This is a genomic window from Pseudomonas cichorii (assembly GCF_019719005.1).
Lineage (GTDB): Bacteria > Pseudomonadota > Gammaproteobacteria > Pseudomonadales > Pseudomonadaceae > Aquipseudomonas > Aquipseudomonas cichorii_E.
On record NZ_JAIGPJ010000006.1, the window covers coordinates 90192 to 107266 of the forward strand.

Genomic DNA, 17075 nt, shown 5'->3' on the forward strand with positions numbered 1-17075 from the left:
GAATGAGTGGGATGACGCAACAAGCGTTCCTGGAGATTGCCCAGCGACTGGCTTCCTTGCCAGCGGACAAGAAAAAGCTGTTCCGTCAGCGTCTGGCCGAGAAGGGCATCGACAGCTGGCGGCTGCCGATCGTGCCTGCCGTACCCGGCGAAGGCCAGAGTCTGCCGCTGGCTCAGGCACAACGGCGCTTTCTGTCGGCCGAAGCCCTGAGCAGCCGTGCGCTCTACAACTTGTGCTCGGTGCTGCGTTTCGACCGCGACCTGGATGGCCAGCGTCTGCAACAGGCCATGCAGCAATTGACCGACCGCCACCAGATCCTGCGCACGCGCTACACCAGCGATGCTGAGGGCCAGTTGCAGCCTCATTGCGAGCCTTTACAGGTTTCCCTGCCAAAGGTCGAGCGCTTGAACCTGGCTGCCGGTGAGTACGAGCAATGGTGCGCCGACGAGTATGCCCGTCAGCTTGCCGAACCCTTCGATCTGGCCCAATCGGCACCCTGGCGCTGGCAGGCTTTCAGCGATGCCCAAGGGCAGTCGACCTGGCTGTTTTTCACCATTCATCACGTGGCCTACGACGCCTGGTCGGCTCAGCAGCTCACCCTGGAACTGGCCGAGGCTTATCGGGCGCTTGCCCTGAATGAGCCCGCACGGCAACCTGAGCTGAGCATTCAGTACGCCGATTACGCGGCCTGGGAACAGGAATGGCTGGACAGTGACAGTTGCCAGCAGCACATCGAGTTCTGGCGTGCCCAACTGGCGGATGCGCCAGCACCACTGGCCTTGCCTCTGGACCGAGCACGCCCTGCGGCCAGCCAGCGTCGACATAGCGGCGCGGTGCTTGCCCGTGAGCTTTCGCCTGAACTGACAGCCTCGGTCGAAGCATCCATTCGCAAGCAAGGCGTGACGCTGTATATCTACGGCCTGACGGCTTTCAGTTGCCTGTTGTCCCGCTACAGCGGCGAAACCGATCTCTGCCTCGGTACTTCCGCAGCCCAGCGTGACCGGCCAGAGCTGGTGCCCTTGATCGGCCCGTTGCTCAACACCCTGGTGATCCGTCAGCAGTTGCAGGACAACCCGGATTTCACCAGCGCGTTGCTGCGCACCCGTGACAGCGTGGCAGCCGCCTTCGATCATCAATTGCTGCCGTTCGAGAATGTGCTGGAAAGCCTTGAGCGCCCGCGCTCCAGCCCGCTGTTCCAGGTCATGTTCGTGCAGGTCGACTTGCCCGCCAGCCGTACCCTGGAATTGCCCGGTGTCGCGGTCGAAGTGCTTGACCCGCCACAGCGCCATGCCCGTTTCGACCTCACGCTGCGCATGGTGCGCACCGCCGACTCGCGCCTGCGCTGCGAGCTGGAATACAGCGACGAATTGTTCGAGGCTGCAACAGTCGAGCAGATGCTGGACGATCTGCTGGCGATTCTCGGACAGGCTGCAAGCCATCCCCAGCGTCGCCTGGCCGAACTGCAACTGGTTTCGCCGCCAAGCAAACTGAGTGGCCCGGCACTGGGTTCGACGCCGTTGCCGCTGGACCGGCAAGTCCAGCACTGGGCAACCCAGACGCCGAATGCTCCGGCCTTGTGCAGCCTTGAGCAGAGCATTGATTACGCAACCTTGAGTGCTGCCAGCCGTTCGCTGGCTACAAAACTGGCCGGGCAGGGCGTCGGGCCGGGGAGTGTGGTTGCGCTGTGCATGCCTCGCTGCGCCGAGCAATTGCTGGCGACCCTGGCCTGCTGGCAGCGGGGTGCGGTCTGCCTGTTTCTTGACCCTGCCCAGCCGTCGCAACGACTTGCACAACTGTTGCAGGACAGCGGCGCAAGCCTGTGGCTGACCCTGGCTGATGCGCCTGAAACCGGTGTGGATATTGCGCATCGGGTGCTGACTTCAGCCGACTGGTCTGCTGATGCTGCTCCGGATTTAAGTGAAAGCCTGAGCCAGCCGCAACTGCCTGCCTACCTCATCTACACCTCGGGCTCGACCGGCCAGCCCAAGGGCGTGCTGGTCACTCATGCCAATCTGGCGCACTACGCGACGGCTGTTGGCCAACGCTTGCAGGCCAAATCGGGCAGTCGTTGGGCGACTCTGGCCACCGTGGCTGCGGATCTGGGCCTGACGTGCGTATTCGCGGCCCTGAATGCCGGTGCTCCGCTGGTGCTGCCGCCTGCATCCCTGACCTTCGACCCACCGGGCTGGGCTGATTTCCTCGACGCACAGCCAGTGGACTGCCTGAAAATCGCGCCTTCGCATTTGCGCGGTTTGCTGGCACTGGATGATGCCCGGCGCGTTCTGCCGAGAGATGTGCTGATTCTGGGCGGCGAAGGTTTCGATCAGGCCTTGTTCGCACAGGTGCGCGAGCTGGCACCGCAACTGCGCATCTTCAACCACTACGGGCCTTCGGAAACCACGGTCGGCGTGATCTGTGGCGAAATTCAGTCCATCGACTCACTGGAACCGGGGCAATACCTGCCATTGGGCCAACCGCTGGCGGACTGCGAGTTGCGCATTGTCGATGGCAATGACATTCCGGTGCCTGTTGGCGTCGCCGGTGAGCTGTTGATTGCAGGCCCGCAGGTTGCTCAAGGCTATCTCGGTCAGCCTGAGCTGACTGCGCGGGCCTTCGGTTCTACGGCTCAGGGCCAGCGTTTTTACCGCAGCGGCGACCGGGTTCGTCTGGACCGCAACGGTCGTCTGGTGTTTCTTGGTCGTCAGGACGATCAGGTCAAGATTCGTGGTTTCCGGGTCGAGCCCGGTGAAGTCAGTGCCTGGCTCAATGCCCGGCCACAGGTTCGCGAAGGCGCGGTACTGGCGCTGGACATCAAGGGCCGGACGCAACTGGTGGCTTATATCAGCCCTGCGCTGAGCGCCGAAGAACTGGCTGATGTGCAGACCGAAGCCCGGCGTCAATTGCCGGAGCATATGCTGCCTGCCCATTGGCTGACGCTGGAGACACTGCCGCTGACCGCCAATGGCAAGCTGGATCGTCGCGCCTTGCCTGAGCCGACTGAGGGTGAAGCCGCCAACGCTGCCGTTCAGCCACCGACGGGCGAAACGGAGCAGCAACTGGCGCAGTTGTGGTGTCAGGTGCTGGGTTGTACTCAGGTCGGACGCGAGGACGATTTCTTCGCCCTCGGCGGTGATTCGATTCTCAGTCTGCAACTGATCGGCCTGGCTTCCCGGGCCGGACTCAAGCTCAAGCCACGTGACGTTTTGCAGCATTCCACACTGGCCGACATGGCCCTGTGCATCGATTGCCGCCAGCAGCCTGCCTTGCTTGCAGTGATTGAAGCTTTCCGTGAACTGCTTGAGCAACCGGGGCTTGGACCTGATGCCGATTTCTTTGCCGAAGGTGGCGACTCGATCCTCAGCCTGCAATTGATTGCCCGTTTGCGTAAGGCCGAATTGCGCCTGATGCCTCGGCAACTGCTGGAGAACCCGACGCCTCGGCAACTGGCCGGGGTTTTGAAACCTGTTGCGGCAAAGGTTGTTACGCCGCCAGCAGCCATTCAGGCCGCAGATCAACCGCAACCCTTGTCCCACGCCCAGCAGCGGGTGTGGTTCATGCAGCAGCTGGATCCGGCGCAAACCGCTTATAACGTCACCCAGTTGCTGGCCTTGCGCGGTGATCTGGATATTCAGCGCCTGCAAAGCACCTGCCAGGCCCTGGTCCAGCGCCATGAAGCGTTGCGCTGCCGGTTCTTTGAAGAGCAGGGACAGGTCTGGCAGCGTCTGGACGAGACAGGTTCGTCGATCTTCAATCTGCATGACCTCAGCGGCCTGAGCGAATCGGAGCAGCAGGCAAGCATCGCCCAGGCGGCGCGGCGTGTCTTCGATCTGGTCAGCGGGCCGTTGCTGGCCATCGATGTCTTCAGCATTGCGCCCGGCGATTACCGCCTGCTGTTCAATGTGCATCACATTGCCGTGGACGGCTGGTCCATGGGCTTGCTGGTGCAGGACTTCGCGCTGATCTATCAGGACCAGCCAGCGCCTGCGACAACCGGCCTGCTGCCTTTCATCAAGGATCAACGCGAGCGCCTGGACGGCGAGCAGGGCCAGCAATTGCTGGGTTATTGGCAGCAACGGCTGCAAGGTCTGGGCAATGAACCTCTGGAACTGCCCGATCACTGCCTGCGGCCAGCGGTGCAGGATTATGCCGGTGCCCGTGAAGAATTTGCCTTGCCGGGTACGCTGAGTGCGGCAGTGGATGCTCAGGCCAGAGCGCTGGGTGTCACGCCGTTCGTGCTGTACTTTGCCGCTTACCAGCTCCTGTTGTGGCGGCATGCCGGGCGCACTGATTTCGCCATCGGCTTGCCGGTGGCCGGACGTGCGTCGGCAGCGGGTCAGGCCTTGGTCGGCCTGTTCGTCAACACCCTGGCTCACCGGGTACAGATCGATGCCCGGCAAAGCCTGCAAGCCTTCATCAAGACCCTGAACGGGCAACTGGCCGATGACATGGCTCACCAGGAATTGCCGTTCGAGCAATTGCTGGACAAGCTGGATTTCGAGCGCCACCTGGATCGCACGCCGGTGTTCCAGAACCTGTTCAATTACCAGATCGACCATGGCGACGCCCGCAGCCTCAGCCTGCCAGGTGTCAGCGTGGAGTCGCTGGCGCTGCCGGACGGCGTGGTCAGTGCCAAGTTCGACCTGACGTTCAACCTGTTCACCTATGGACGCGGCGCTGATGCCAGTACTCGCCTGATTGTCGAGTACGCCACCGCAATATTGCGCCCTGAAACCGCGCAACGGCTGGTTGAGGATTACCAAGGCTTGCTGGGCAGCCTGACGAGTCTTGATCTTCAGCAGAACCTGCTGGAAGTGCCGCTGGGTTCGGTTGCAAGGCTGGCCACAGCAGGCGCGTCCATGGACGTGCACTGCGAAGGGGACTTTGTGACACGCTTTGAAGTCCAGGCCGCTCTCTATCCCGAGCGTGTGGCGGTGTACAGCGCAGATCGGCGTTTGAGCTACGCGGCGCTGGATGCCCAGGCCAATCGACTGGCCAACTGGCTGCTGGAGCAGGGCGTCGGGCACGAATCGACCGTTGCCTTCTGTCTGCCGCGAGACGAAAGGCTGCTGGTGTGCATGCTGGGCATCCAGAAGGCCGGTGCTTCCTACCTGCCGCTCGATCCCGGTCATCCGGCAGCCCGTCAGGCGCAGATTCTCAATCGGGCGCAGCCACACTTGCTGCTCTGCGATGCGCGGGCTGCAGATTTGCCCGAGCAACTGCGCAGCCATATCTGGGCGGATCTGGACTTGGCGCAATTCCCGGCACAGGCTCCGGCGATTGACAGAAACCTCCAGCAACTGGCTTACACCCTCTACACCTCGGGTTCCACCGGGCAGCCAAAAGGCGTGCAGATCAGTCGCGGCAACTTTGCCAACTTCCTGCTGGCCATGGAGCAGGCGCTGCCTTTGGAAAACGTGCAGCGTTACCTGGCCCTGACGACCATCACCTTCGATATCTGTGGCCTGGAGCTGTGCCTGCCCCTGGTGCGCGGCGGTTCCGTGGTGCTGGCCGACGATGACGAGCGTCAGGACCCTGTGTTGCTCGCCAGTCTGATCAAGAACCAGTCCGTGGACCTGATTCAGGCCACACCGGCCACCTGGGCCATGCTGTTGCAGGGTGACCGTCAGGTGCTGGCCGGACGTGTGGCGCTGGCAGGCGGTGAAGCCTTGTCGGCAGAGATGGCCACCGAGCTGCGGCAATCGGTGGCTCATCTGGTCAACGTCTATGGCCCGACAGAAACCACGGTCTGGTCGACGCAAACCCCGATCGATGCGTTGCAATTACCGGTCGCGCCTATTGGCCGGCCACTGCTCAACACCCGTTGCCATGTACTCGACGAGCATTTGTGCGAAGTGCCGACTGGTTGCGTGGGTGAGCTGTATATCGCCGGTGAGGGCCTGGCCCGTGGCTATGCAGGCCAGCCTGGCTTGACTGCTGAACGCTTCATTGCCGACCCGTTCAGCACCGATGGCAGCCGCCTGTATCGCACCGGCGATCTGGCGCGCTGGCAGCCCGATGGGCAGTTGTATTACCTGGGGCGCACCGACGATCAGATCAAACTGCGCGGTTTCCGCATCGAACTGGGAGAGATCGAAGCGGTTCTGCTCAGTCACCCGAAACTGGTTCAGGCGGTCGTGGCCGTGCAGGGTGAGCATCTGGCTGCGTTCTGGGTGGCAGAAGCTGGCAGCTCGCCTGACGAAACCAAGATCCGCGATTATTTGCAGGCGCGCTTGCCGGTTTACATGCTGCCGACGCACCTTCAGGCGCTGGAACAGTTACCGCTCAACACCAACGGCAAAGTGGATCGCAAGCAACTGCCGCGCTTGCAACTGGAAGTCGCTGCAACCAGCTCCGTGCAACGACCGCTGTCAGCAAGCGAAACCTTGCTGGCCGACATCTGGGGCGCAGTGCTGAAGCGGCAGCAGATTCCTGCCGACGGTCATTTCTTCCAGTTGGGCGGGCATTCGCTGATGGCGGCCCAGGTGCGTGGGCGCTTGCGCGAGCAGGGCTTTGAAGTGCCGCTGCGCTGGCTGTTTGAAACCCCGGTACTGGCCGAACTGGCTGCACGGATCGAAGCTTTGGCCCGTGATCTGGATATCGGCTCGCTGGCGATTCTTCATGTCGACCGGCAAATCGAACAGCCGCTGTCTTCGGCGCAGCAGCGGGTCTGGCTGATGCAACAACTGGATCTGGCCGACAGCAGTTTCAATATGAGCAGCAATGTACGCTTGCGCGGTGAGCTGGACGGCCAGTCGCTGCAACGCTCATTGCAGCGGCTGGTCAGCCGGCATGCCATCTTGCGCACCACTTATCACCAGCAGGGCGGCGAGTTGCGTCAGAAGGTTCACAAGGATCTGTCGGTAGAACTGCAAGTGACGGCATCCAGCGAAACCCAATGGCCAGCCGAGGCCCGGGAAGTTGCGCTGCGGCCTTTCGACCTGGGCAACGAGGCTCCGTTGCGGGCCGTGTTGTATCGCATTGACCAGCAGGAACATGTGCTGCAACTGGTCATGCACCATATAGCTTCCGATGGCTGGTCCGGCGCGGTGCTGGTGGATGAGCTGATTCAGGGCTACGAAGCCTATAGCGCCGGGCTGCAACCTGCGCAGGAAGAGTTGCCGATCCAGTACGTCGATTATGCGGTGTGGCAGGGCTCGCCTGCGGTTCAGTTGCGTCAGCGTGAAGGCCTGGATTTCTGGCGACGCACCCTGGCCGGGATTCCCGCGCACGTGCCTTTGCCGTTCGACTTCCCGCGCCCCGAGCGTGACAGCGGCATCGGCGCAGCCCTTGACTTTCAGTTGTCAGCCACCACGGTTGAGCGCCTTAAAGCCTTTGCCCAGGACAGCGGTACTTCGCCGTTCATGCTGTTGCTGACCTGCTATGCCGCCGTGTTGCAACGCGAGACGCAAGGCCGCGATCTGGTGATCGGCACCGATGTGGCTAACCGCGACCATCCCGCCACCGAGTCGCTGATCGGCTTCTTCGTCAACCTGCTGGCCTTGCGTATTCGCCTGCAACCGGAGCTGAGTTTCCGTGAGCAGGCGCAGCAGGTCCGGGAGCTTTGCCTGCAAGCATTCGCCTGGCAGGACACGCCGTTCGAGCGCGTCGTCGAGAGTCTGGAACTGCCTCGGGTGGCCAATCTGCATCCGCTGCTGCAAACGCTGTTCGTCCTGGACAACACGCCGCGTCAGCAACGCCAGTTGGGCAATCTGCAGGTCGAGCCACTGACCGGCGAGCAGCATCATTCCAAGTTCGACATGGCGCTGTTTGCCAGTGAAGACGGTGACGCGATCAGCCTGCGCTGGGTATATCGCACCAGCCTGTTCCGCCCGGCGACCATTGAACGCCTGCGCGATGCCTTTTCCTCGCTGCTGGAGATGGCCCTCGTCGCGCCTGAAAACCCTATTGATACCTTGATTCCGACAGTAAAGGGAGCTGCTGCAATGTCCACGGACAACCCGGTGCAACGCAAGATGAGCAAATTGGGCAAGATGCGCCAGAGCGCTTCTCCCGCAGCCCGCGAGCCCATCGAAGCCCGACCGTTGCGCGAAGGCTCGAAATTTCCCTTGCTGGTAACCCTGCGCGACCGCGAACTGGCACCGGCCATCTGGGCCGAGGCCAACCGTGACAAGGTCGAGAACTGGTTGCGCGAGCATGGCGGCATTCTGTTCCGTGGTTTCGACCTGCCGACCCCGGTGGATTTCGAGAGTTTCTGCCAGGCCCTGTGCCCGCAGCTCTACGGCCAGTACGGCGACTTGCCCAAGAAAGAGGGCGGCAAGAACATCTACAAGTCCACGCCATACCCCAAGGACCGGATGATCCTGTTCCACAACGAGAGCGCGCATCAGCATCGCTGGCCGCGTCGTCAGTGGTTCTACTGCGAGATTCCGGCCACTACCGGTGGTGCTACGCCGATTGTCGACAGCCGCGAGGTCTATCGCGAGCTGCCGGCCTGGCTGCAAGCGAAGCTGCGCAGCAAACAATTGATGTACGTGCGCAATTTCAGCACCAGCCTGGACGTCAGTTGGCAGCACTTCTTCCAGACCGAGGAGCGTGCCGACGTCGAGCGGATCTGCCGTGAAAGCAATATCGAGTTCCAGTGGCGCGGTGCCAACGACCTGCACACTCGTCAGGTCTGCCCGGCGGTGATTCTGCATCCGCTGACCGGCGAAGAGAGCTTCTTCAACCAGATCCAGCTCTACCATCCGGCTTTCCTTGATGCCGATATCCGCGAGCAGTTCCTGCGCGATGGCGAAGCGACCATGCCGCGACAGGTGTTCTACGGTGACGGCTCGGAGCTTGAAGACAGCGCCATCGAAGCCATCAATGCCGCTTACGACCGTTGCGCCGTGCGCTTCGACTGGCAGCAGGGCGATGTGGTGATGCTAGATAACATGCTGGCGGCCCATGCCCGGGACCCGTTCGATGGCGAGCGAAAGATTGTGGTGGCCATGGGCGAGATCTATGGCCGTGATCAGGTAATGGCTGCCCCGGCGCAGACCGAAGCGCCCCACGCAGAGTTGAACCCATGATGGATCTTGGACTGACGCTTTCCCCGCAACAGAAACAACTGGCCCAGGCCAATCCTCAGGCCTGGCGCTGGGTTCGGATGCAACTGGCGGGCGTGACCGCAGGCAGCATCGAACAACGTTTGCGTGCCTGCCTGGAGCAACACGAGGCCCTGCGCCTGCGCTATCAGCGCCCGGTCGGTGCCACAGCGCTGCGCCAGCGGGTTGCCGAACACCACGAGCTGCGCCTGGACTGGCGTCAGGCTCGGGCCAGTGATGGCCATGATGCACAAGGCTGGCTGGACGAAGCTCAGCGCCATTGTCAGGCTGAGCAGCCGGATGTGCTGGCCTGGCTGCTGGACGATAGTTTGCTGCTGGCGGTCCCGGTTTACTCGCTGGATCAGCGCAGCCTGCTCCAGTTGCAGGAGCACTTGCTGGGCCGCAGTGCCGCGCTGGAAGCCGAGCCCATGCAGTACGGCGAATATGTCGAGTGGATCAACGGCCTGCAACTGGACGAAGACGCCGAACAGGGCGCGCAGTTCTGGCGCAATCTGGCGTTGCAGGATGTGCCGGGGATGCGCCTGATCGAGCGTTATGGCATTGCCAGTGGCCGCCATGGGCTGGTTCAGTTGGAGCTTGCCCAGGCATTGCCGACAGCGTTGAGTGCGTTGGCCGAACGCGAAGGCGTGGACGTCGAGCAACTCGTGCTGGCGGCCTGGGGTTCGCTGCTGGGCAGGCTCAATGGTCAGCAGCATGGCCAGCTTGGCGTGCAACACGACCCTCGGGATGACTATGAAGAGCTGCAGGGCGCTTATGGTGTTTTCGAGCAGACCTTGCCGATGGTGGTGCAGCTCTCCGAACACAGCACCCTGGTCAATCTGGCCCGGCAACTGAGCCGCCAACTGGAAAACGCTGTCGAGTGGCAGGAATATGTGGGGCAGGCCCAACTGCTGCCGGAGTGGCGTGCCAGTTTCCAGACCGGCCTGCGGGTTCTGCACACGCCGAAGCTGCAAGACCTGCAAGTGCTGTCTTTCGACACACCAGTGGAACTGCACCTGCAATTGACCCTGGATGCACAAGGCGGTGGACAGCTTGCACTGGCCTATGACGATGGCCTGTACCGTGGCGAGCAGGCAAAGGTGTTGCTGCAACGTTTTGTCCATTGGCTGGAACAACTGGTGCAGTCGCCCAACGGCCTGATCAATGGGTTTGACCTTCATCTGCCTGAAGAGCTGCAGGCCGCAGCGACGCGCCCTGAGCTGGAGGCTGATCTCGATATCGTCGCCACCTTGCGCGAGCACGCTCGCACGCAACCGGCTCGCGCTGCGCTGCGCTATGGGGACCAGATATTCACCTACGCCGAACTCGATGCACTGAGCGACCGGGTGGCTGGCAGCCTGCATCAGGCCGGTGTCGGCCGCGAGAAACTGGTCGGTCTTTACTTGCCACGGGGCGCAGAAATGCTGGTGGCGATGCTGGCCTGCTTCAAGGTCGGTGCCGCGTACCTGCCGCTGGACCCGAAGCAGCCACCGTTGCGTCTGGCCGGTATTCTCGACGACGCACGCCCGGCGCTGTTGTTGCACGCAGAAGGTCTGTTGCCCGAAACCTCGCTTGCAACCCTGAACTGGTCAGACGCCAGCAACGGGCCGGTATTCGATACGCCGGTGTCCGCTGCTGCGCAGGATCTGGCTTATGTGCTCTATACCTCGGGCACCAGCGGCAAGCCTAAAGGCGTACAGATCGAACAGGCTCAGTTGCGCCATTACGCCACGCAAGTGACCCGGGCACTGCAATTGCCCGAAGGCGGGCATTATGGACTGGTGTCGTCGCTGCTCGCGGATCTGGGCAATACCGTGCTGTTCCCGGCCTGGCTGCAAGGCGGGTGCGTGCATGTGCTGGAGCAATCCACCGTGACCGATGCCCAGGCTTTTGCCGAAGAACTCAAGCGCCATCCGCTGGATGTTCTCAAGATCGTGCCTTCGCACCTTGAAGCCCTGATGGGTGAGCACGCCACTGACGTGCTTCCGCGTCAGGTGCTGGTGTTGGGCGGGGAACCCATCGGTGAACCGTTGCTGAGCCGTCTGGCCGAGGCGAAACCGGCCTGTCGCCTGTACAACCACTACGGCCCTACCGAAACCACGGTCGGCGTGCTATGGCGGGCGATTGATCTCGATCAGGGCGTGGCAGGCAGTGCGTTGAATCAGGTGCTGGGAGATAACAGCATCCATTTGCTGGACGAGCAGCAGCGTCCGGTGCCACCGGGGCAGGCGGGCGAGTTGTGCATCAGTGGTGCCAGTGTCGGTCGCGGCTATGTGGGCGGCTATGTGGGAAATGCGGGCAGCAATGCCTTTGGTGTCGACCCGCTCAGCAGCAGACGCCTGTATCGCACCGGCGACCTGGCCTTGCGTCAGGCCAATGGCGCACTGCGCATTCTAGGGCGTAACGATCAGCAAGTGAAAATTCGCGGTTTCCGCCTGGAACTGGCGGAAGTCGAGCAGGCACTGCTTGCACAGCCGGGCGTATCGCAGGCTGCGGTGCTGCTGGATGGCGAAGGCGATCATGCGCGTCTGCTGGCTTTTATCGTCAAGGATGAAGCCGGTTTGCAAAGCGCCGAACAACTGCGCGACAGCCTGGCTCGCCAGTTACCGGACTACATGCTGCCCAGCGGCATTCTGGAACTCAAGGCTCTGCCACTGAACAGCAACGGCAAGCTGGACCGCAAGAACCTGTTGGAGCGTGCCCGGCAGCGTTTGCAAAATACTCGCGTGGCACCCGTTGGGGAGCTGGAAACCGCCATTCTGGCCATCTGGTGCGAAGTGCTGGGTGTCGAGGATCTGGGCGTTACCGACAACTTCTTTACCGTCGGCGGGCACTCGCTGGCGGCGATCAAGGTGATCTCTCTGCTGCGTGAACGCTTGGCACTCAATCTGCCGACCAATCTGTTGTTCGAGCGCCATACCGTGCGCGATCTGGTGAGTGGCTTGGGCGACGGCGAGAGTAGCGGCCCCTGGAAGGTCCTCAATGAAGCGCACGAGCAGTCACCGACCGTGTTGCTGGTTCACGGAGCCCAGGGGCATCTGCATGCCTATCAGCCGCTGGTGGACAATCTGGGTGCTCAAGTCTCGGTCTTTGGCCTGGCGGCATTGGAAGAGGGCTGGGATGAAAGCACCATGGATGCGCTATTGCAGCGCTATGTGACGAGCATTCCCGTCGAATTGAAAAAGCGGCCGCTGGTGCTGCTGGGCTGGAGCCTGGCTTCGCGACTGGCCTTGTTGCTGGTGCCGCACTTGCAGGCAAGTGGTTTTAACATCGCCGGGCTTGCAGTGCTCGATCACGATGCCCAGCGCAGTCTGGCGGGCGAGGGCGATGAAGCAGGGCAGTTGATTGCCGACTTTGCCTTTTATTGCCGCAGCCACGCGCAGCCGATTGGCGAATCGCTGCGCGAGCGCTTGACGAGCCTGCTGGCCAGTCATGACTATGCCGAAGGCGTTACCCTGTTGCTCAACGATCCTCAGGTGCGTTCGCATCTGCAATGGGAAGCGGCTGACGCCGAACTGCTTGCACTGTTGAAGCAGTATCGCTCGATCAAGACGCGCCTGTATGAGCAGGCCTTGCCTGTCGTCGATGTGCCGGTCTGGGTGTGGCGTGGCAATGTCCATGCCGATCTGCGTGCCCAATGGCAAGCGCATGCGCAGCAGGCCGTTCGCCAATGGACGCTGGACGTAGGCCATCACGAAATACCTGGCGAACCTCGACTGGCCGAAAGCCTGTTGCCTCTACTGTTGGAAACTTCTGCCAAGGTGGTATCGGCGTCATGATTCTATTGAAAGAACTGCTGCATAACGCTCGGTGGCGCATCTTTCTTGCGGTGCTGAGCAGTGCCTTGAGTGCAGCGGCGAGTATCGGCCTGATCGGCTACATCAACCGCAGTCTGGAACAAGGCCCTGGCGATATCGGCCAGGCCTTGCTGATATTCGGCGGCTTGTTGATCCTGTTGTTTATCAGCGGCATCACTTCGCAATGGTTGTTGGTGCAGATCGGCCATCGTCTGGTTTACCAGTTGCGTCTGCGACTGGTGGGCAAGGTGCTGGGCACTGCGCTGGAGCGCATCGAGCGACTGGGCAGCCCGCGTATCTATAACGCACTGACCAAGGACGTGACCACTGTTGCCACGGCGTTCAAGCAACTGCCGATTTCGTTGTACAACGGCCTGTTGTTGTTGACGGGGCTGGCGTACATGGCCTGGCTGAGCCTGCCGTTCTTCTTCCTGACGCTGGTAGTCATTGCCTTCGGGGTCGGCCTTGATGTGCTGCTCGGGCGCAAGGTCAAGACCCTGATGCAAGCCGTACGACGCCAGGATGACCAGTTGACCGAGCAGTTCGAGGCCGCCATTCATGGCCGTTGCGAACTGGGCCTGAGCCGCCAGCGTCGTCACCAGCTCTATCAGCACAAGCTGGAGCCCATCGCCCGCGCCTCGCTGGATGCCTCGGTGCGCGCCGATACCTTGTGGGCCATCAACCTCAACTGGACGACTCTGCTGGTATTCGTACTGATCGGCACGCTGTTCTTTCTCGGCCAAGGGCTCGGCTGGCTGAATCAGCAGGTGGTGGTGGGTTACGTACTGGCAATCATGTTCTTGCGCACGCCGATCTCGATGATTCTGGATGCCATTCCCGCCGTCATTCGTGGCCATGTAGCCTTGCAGGCCATCGATGCCCTGGCCCTTGGCGAAACGGTGCAGTTCACGACACCGGCACAGGGGTCGCAGCCCTTTGAAGAGCTGCGTCTGTCGAACGTGAGTTATCGCTACCCCGGCCAGAGTGACGAATTTGCCTTTGAGCTGGGGCCGGTGGATCTGTCGATCCGTCGTGGCGAGCTGATTTTCATTGTCGGTGGCAATGGCAGCGGCAAGTCGACCCTGGCCAAGTTGCTGACTGGGCTCTATGTGCCTACTTCAGGGCAGGTTTCGCTCAATGGCGTGGTGCTCGATGCCAGTACCAGCGAGTGGCATCGCGAACATTTCGCCGCCATCTTTGCCGACTTCTATCTGTTCGCCGATGTGCTGGGCGAAGCCGGGAATCATGAAGGGCTGGAGGCGCGGGTGGATCATTATCTGGAGCGTCTGGGGCTGGCCCACAAGGTCGAGTTCGCGGCCGGACGTCTGTCCACCACATCCTTGTCCATGGGCCAGCGCAAGCGTCTGGCGCTGTTGATGCTGATGATGGAAGGCCGGGAAGTCTTCCTGCTGGACGAATGGGCGGCGGATCAGGACCCGGTATTCCGTCATGTGTTCTACAACGATCTGCTGCCCGAGCTGAAAGCCGCTGGCAAGACGGTGATCGCCATCACTCACGACGACCGTTATTTCGATGTGGCCGACCGGGTCTATCGCCTGGATTACGGCCATCTGGTGGATTACGACCGGGAAACCGAAAACCCATTCCAGTTGGTGAAATAGTCAGTCCTGCTGCCTGCATTCATCCAGAGGACAACTGCTGCAATAGCCGACACCGGGAAGCCGGTAGCGGATGCAGCAGATGCGCCTCAGGCGCAGGGGCTCGCTTGCACCAGTGTCGTGATAACGCACGGGGGCGAACAGCGGATTGCGTCGGCCATCAGGACGCAGGCGGGCAGTGAGGATTTCTTTGGCGGGCGCGGTGCTTTGCGGGCTGGCCAGCGGGTGCAGATCGAGACGGCTGGTGACGAACTCGAAGGTATTGCCGGCATTGCTCCAGAACAACCGGGGCGATGCGCGGGTAACTTTGACCAGGGCGTCGATGACAGGTGTCAGGTGATTGTCGATCAGGTCATGAAAGCGCTCGAAGGCCGAGCAGGCTGGCAGAGGTTTGCCGACATGGGCCAGATGCAGTGCCTTGGGTCTGGAATCGGCGCCCAGTTGCAGGCCTGTATCGGCCAGGGCAAGGGGCAGTGCGGATTGTTGCAGCAGGCTGGCGGCCATTACCGGAGCCATGAAAGTGCTGAAGTACCACTTGGACCACAGCGATACCAGGGCCAGACGCTCATCGGTCTTGTAGTGCAGCAACAGGCCATCGATGAATGCACTGAAATGTTCGTGCTCAAAGAACAGGTCGCCCGACACGTCGGCCCGTGGAAGGCTGCGCAGTTGCAGTTTCTCACCGTAGTCGGCGAGAGGACCGGTGAACAGCGGGGCAAGGCTGGGAATCATCGACTCATCCGTGGACCGCTGATTGAGAGCAGTTATCGTTCAGAGGGGCTGGAAGTATAAACAGGGCGCCAGCGTCTTGCGACTGTTCATCTTCGCCATCGGCGGTCGAGAGGGATGTAAAGGTAATAAAATATTAATGAGAATTGCTACCATTCGTAGTAATGTATCGAGAATGTATCAACAACCCATCAAGGAGAATAACAATGAGTCTGGACAGTCCGGATACGCGCTTTCTGGTTGTAGTCAATGCTGAGGAACAGTACTCGATCTGGCCGGACTATCGCAGTGTGCCCGAAGGCTGGCGCACTCTCGATGTTCAGGGCAGCAAGGAAGAATGCCTGAGCTATATCGAGAAAGTCTGGACCGACATGCGCCCGCTGAGCCTGCGTCAGGCCATGCAGGTACAAGGGCAGGGCTGATCGCCTGCGACCGTGTTTTCAATTTCAGGGATTCAATATGGAAAGCGTCCAGGCATCCAGTGCAACCTTCACACTGGAGCAGTTTCGTCAGCAAGCACCCCGTGAACTGAATAGCAACGAGTACCTGCAACGTCAGGCTGCCCGTGAATCGAATGCCCGTTCTTATCCGCGCCGCATTCCACTGGCCCTGCAAGAAGCTCATGGCCTTTATGTACGCGATACTCAAGGCCAGTTGTTCATGGACTGCCTGGCGGGAGCGGGAACCCTGGCCCTTGGGCACAATCACCCGGTCGCCATCGAAGCCATGCGCCAGACGCTGGACTCCGGTTTGCCCCTGCATACCCTGGACCTGACGACGCCGGTCAAGGATCGTTTTGTCGAAGACCTGTTTGCTGCGCTGCCAGAAAATTTTGCCCGTCATGCACGTATCCAGTTCTGTGGTCCTACCGGTGCCGATGGCATTGAGGCGGCATTGAAGCTGGCGCGTATTGCCACCGGACGCAAACCCATCCTGTCGTTCTCCGGCGGTTATCACGGCATGACCCTGGGCACCTTGAGCCTGATGGGCAACCTGGGGCCGAAACAGGCGCTGGGTTCGCTGATGGCCGACGTGCAGTTTCTGCCGTATCCCTACGACTACCGCTGCCCGTTCGGCATCGGCGGTGAAGCGGGTATCGATGCCGGGCTGCATTTCATCGAGCAGTTTCTGGGCGATCCGGAATCAGGCGTGTTGCCTCCGGCAGCCATCGTGGTCGAAGTCGTGCAGGGCGAGGGCGGCGTGATTCCTGCGCCGGTACGCTGGCTTCAGGGCTTGCGCCAGTTGACCCGCAAACATGGCGTTGCACTGATCATCGACGAAGTACAGACCGGCATCGGTCGTACCGGCAAACTCTTCGCTTTCGAGCATGCGGGCATCGAGCCGGACATTCTCGTACTGTCCAAAGCCATTGGCGGCGGCTTGCCGTTGTCCGTGGTGGTTTACCGGGAAGAACTGGACACCTGGAAGCCCGGTTCCCACGCTGGCACATTCCGCGGCAATCAGATGGCCATGGCCGCAGGCGCTGCAACCCTGCGCCATATCATCAGCGAAAACCTGCCGGGACATGCCGACGTCATGGGCCAACGCCTGATGAGTTCGCTGCGCCAGTTGCAGAGTGATTATCCATGCCTGGGTCAGGTTCGCGGTCGCGGCCTGATGGTCGGTGTGGAAATCGTCAGCGATACGCCGGGCGACAGCCGTGTGCCAGCAGCAGATACAGCGCTGGCCCAAGCCATTCAGCGCCAATGCCTGCATCTGGGTGTCATTCTGGAGCTTGGCGGGCGCCACGGAGCGGTCGTGCGTTTCCTGCCGCCGTTGATTATTCAGGCCGAAGAAATCGATGTGCTGGTCGGGGTGTTTCAGGTTGCTCTGGAGAAGGCGATTGCGCAGGTTAAAGGCAAGGCCTTGCACAGCGCGTAAGT

At 61.3% G+C, this 17075-nt stretch carries 6 protein-coding genes; 5 read left to right on the forward strand and 1 reads right to left on the reverse strand.

Annotation, left to right across the window (positions count from 1 at the left end; genetic code table 11):
• Window positions 1-2: 2 nt before the first annotated feature.
• From K5D32_RS07395 to K5D32_RS07405, 3 genes are read left to right on the forward strand one after another with little or no spacing between them, the layout of a single operon-like run.
• On the forward strand, window positions 3-9032 hold the full coding sequence (locus K5D32_RS07395) for a non-ribosomal peptide synthetase (protein WP_221599620.1): 9030 nt from the start codon (window positions 3-5) through the stop codon (window positions 9030-9032).
• Window positions 9029-12826 carry a non-ribosomal peptide synthetase gene (locus tag K5D32_RS07400; RefSeq protein ID WP_221599621.1) on the forward strand — a complete coding sequence of 1266 codons (3798 nt, stop codon included), beginning with the start codon at window positions 9029-9031 and terminating at the stop codon, window positions 12824-12826. The genes K5D32_RS07395 and K5D32_RS07400 overlap by 4 nt, the downstream gene beginning before the upstream one ends.
• Complete coding sequence (locus K5D32_RS07405; RefSeq protein WP_221599622.1) at window positions 12823-14466, forward strand: cyclic peptide export ABC transporter; 1644 nt, start codon at window positions 12823-12825, stop codon at window positions 14464-14466. The genes K5D32_RS07400 and K5D32_RS07405 overlap by 4 nt, the downstream gene beginning before the upstream one ends.
• Here K5D32_RS07405 and fhuF read toward each other — a convergent pair whose 3' ends face one another.
• Complete coding sequence (gene fhuF, locus K5D32_RS07410; protein ID WP_221599623.1) at window positions 14467-15195, reverse strand: siderophore-iron reductase FhuF; 729 nt, start codon at window positions 15193-15195, stop codon at window positions 14467-14469.
• A 203-nt stretch (window positions 15196-15398) separates the two neighbouring features.
• On the opposite strand from fhuF, the gene K5D32_RS07415 reads away from it, so the two are divergent.
• Together K5D32_RS07415 and K5D32_RS07420 are read left to right on the forward strand one after the other, a co-directional pair.
• Window positions 15399-15614: an MbtH family NRPS accessory protein gene (locus tag K5D32_RS07415; protein ID WP_221593310.1), complete on the forward strand. Its 216-nt coding sequence runs from the start codon at window positions 15399-15401 to the stop codon at window positions 15612-15614.
• A gap of 37 nt (window positions 15615-15651) precedes the next feature.
• Window positions 15652-17073: a diaminobutyrate--2-oxoglutarate transaminase gene (locus tag K5D32_RS07420; RefSeq protein WP_221599624.1), complete on the forward strand. Its 1422-nt coding sequence runs from the start codon at window positions 15652-15654 to the stop codon at window positions 17071-17073.
• The last annotated feature ends 2 nt before the right edge of the window (window positions 17074-17075 follow it).

Coding starts and splice junctions, on each gene's coding strand:
- K5D32_RS07420 (WP_221599624.1), top strand. CDS start 15,652: ATGGAAAGCGTCCAGGCATCCAGTGCAACCTTCACACTGGAGCAGTTT.
- K5D32_RS07395 (WP_221599620.1), top strand. CDS start 3: ATGAGTGGGATGACGCAACAAGCGTTCCTGGAGATTGCCCAGCGACTG.
- K5D32_RS07405 (WP_221599622.1), top strand. CDS start 12,823: ATGATTCTATTGAAAGAACTGCTGCATAACGCTCGGTGGCGCATCTTT.
- fhuF (WP_221599623.1), bottom strand. CDS start 15,195: ATGATTCCCAGCCTTGCCCCGCTGTTCACCGGTCCTCTCGCCGACTAC.
- K5D32_RS07400 (WP_221599621.1), top strand. CDS start 9,029: ATGATGGATCTTGGACTGACGCTTTCCCCGCAACAGAAACAACTGGCC.
- K5D32_RS07415 (WP_221593310.1), top strand. CDS start 15,399: ATGAGTCTGGACAGTCCGGATACGCGCTTTCTGGTTGTAGTCAATGCT.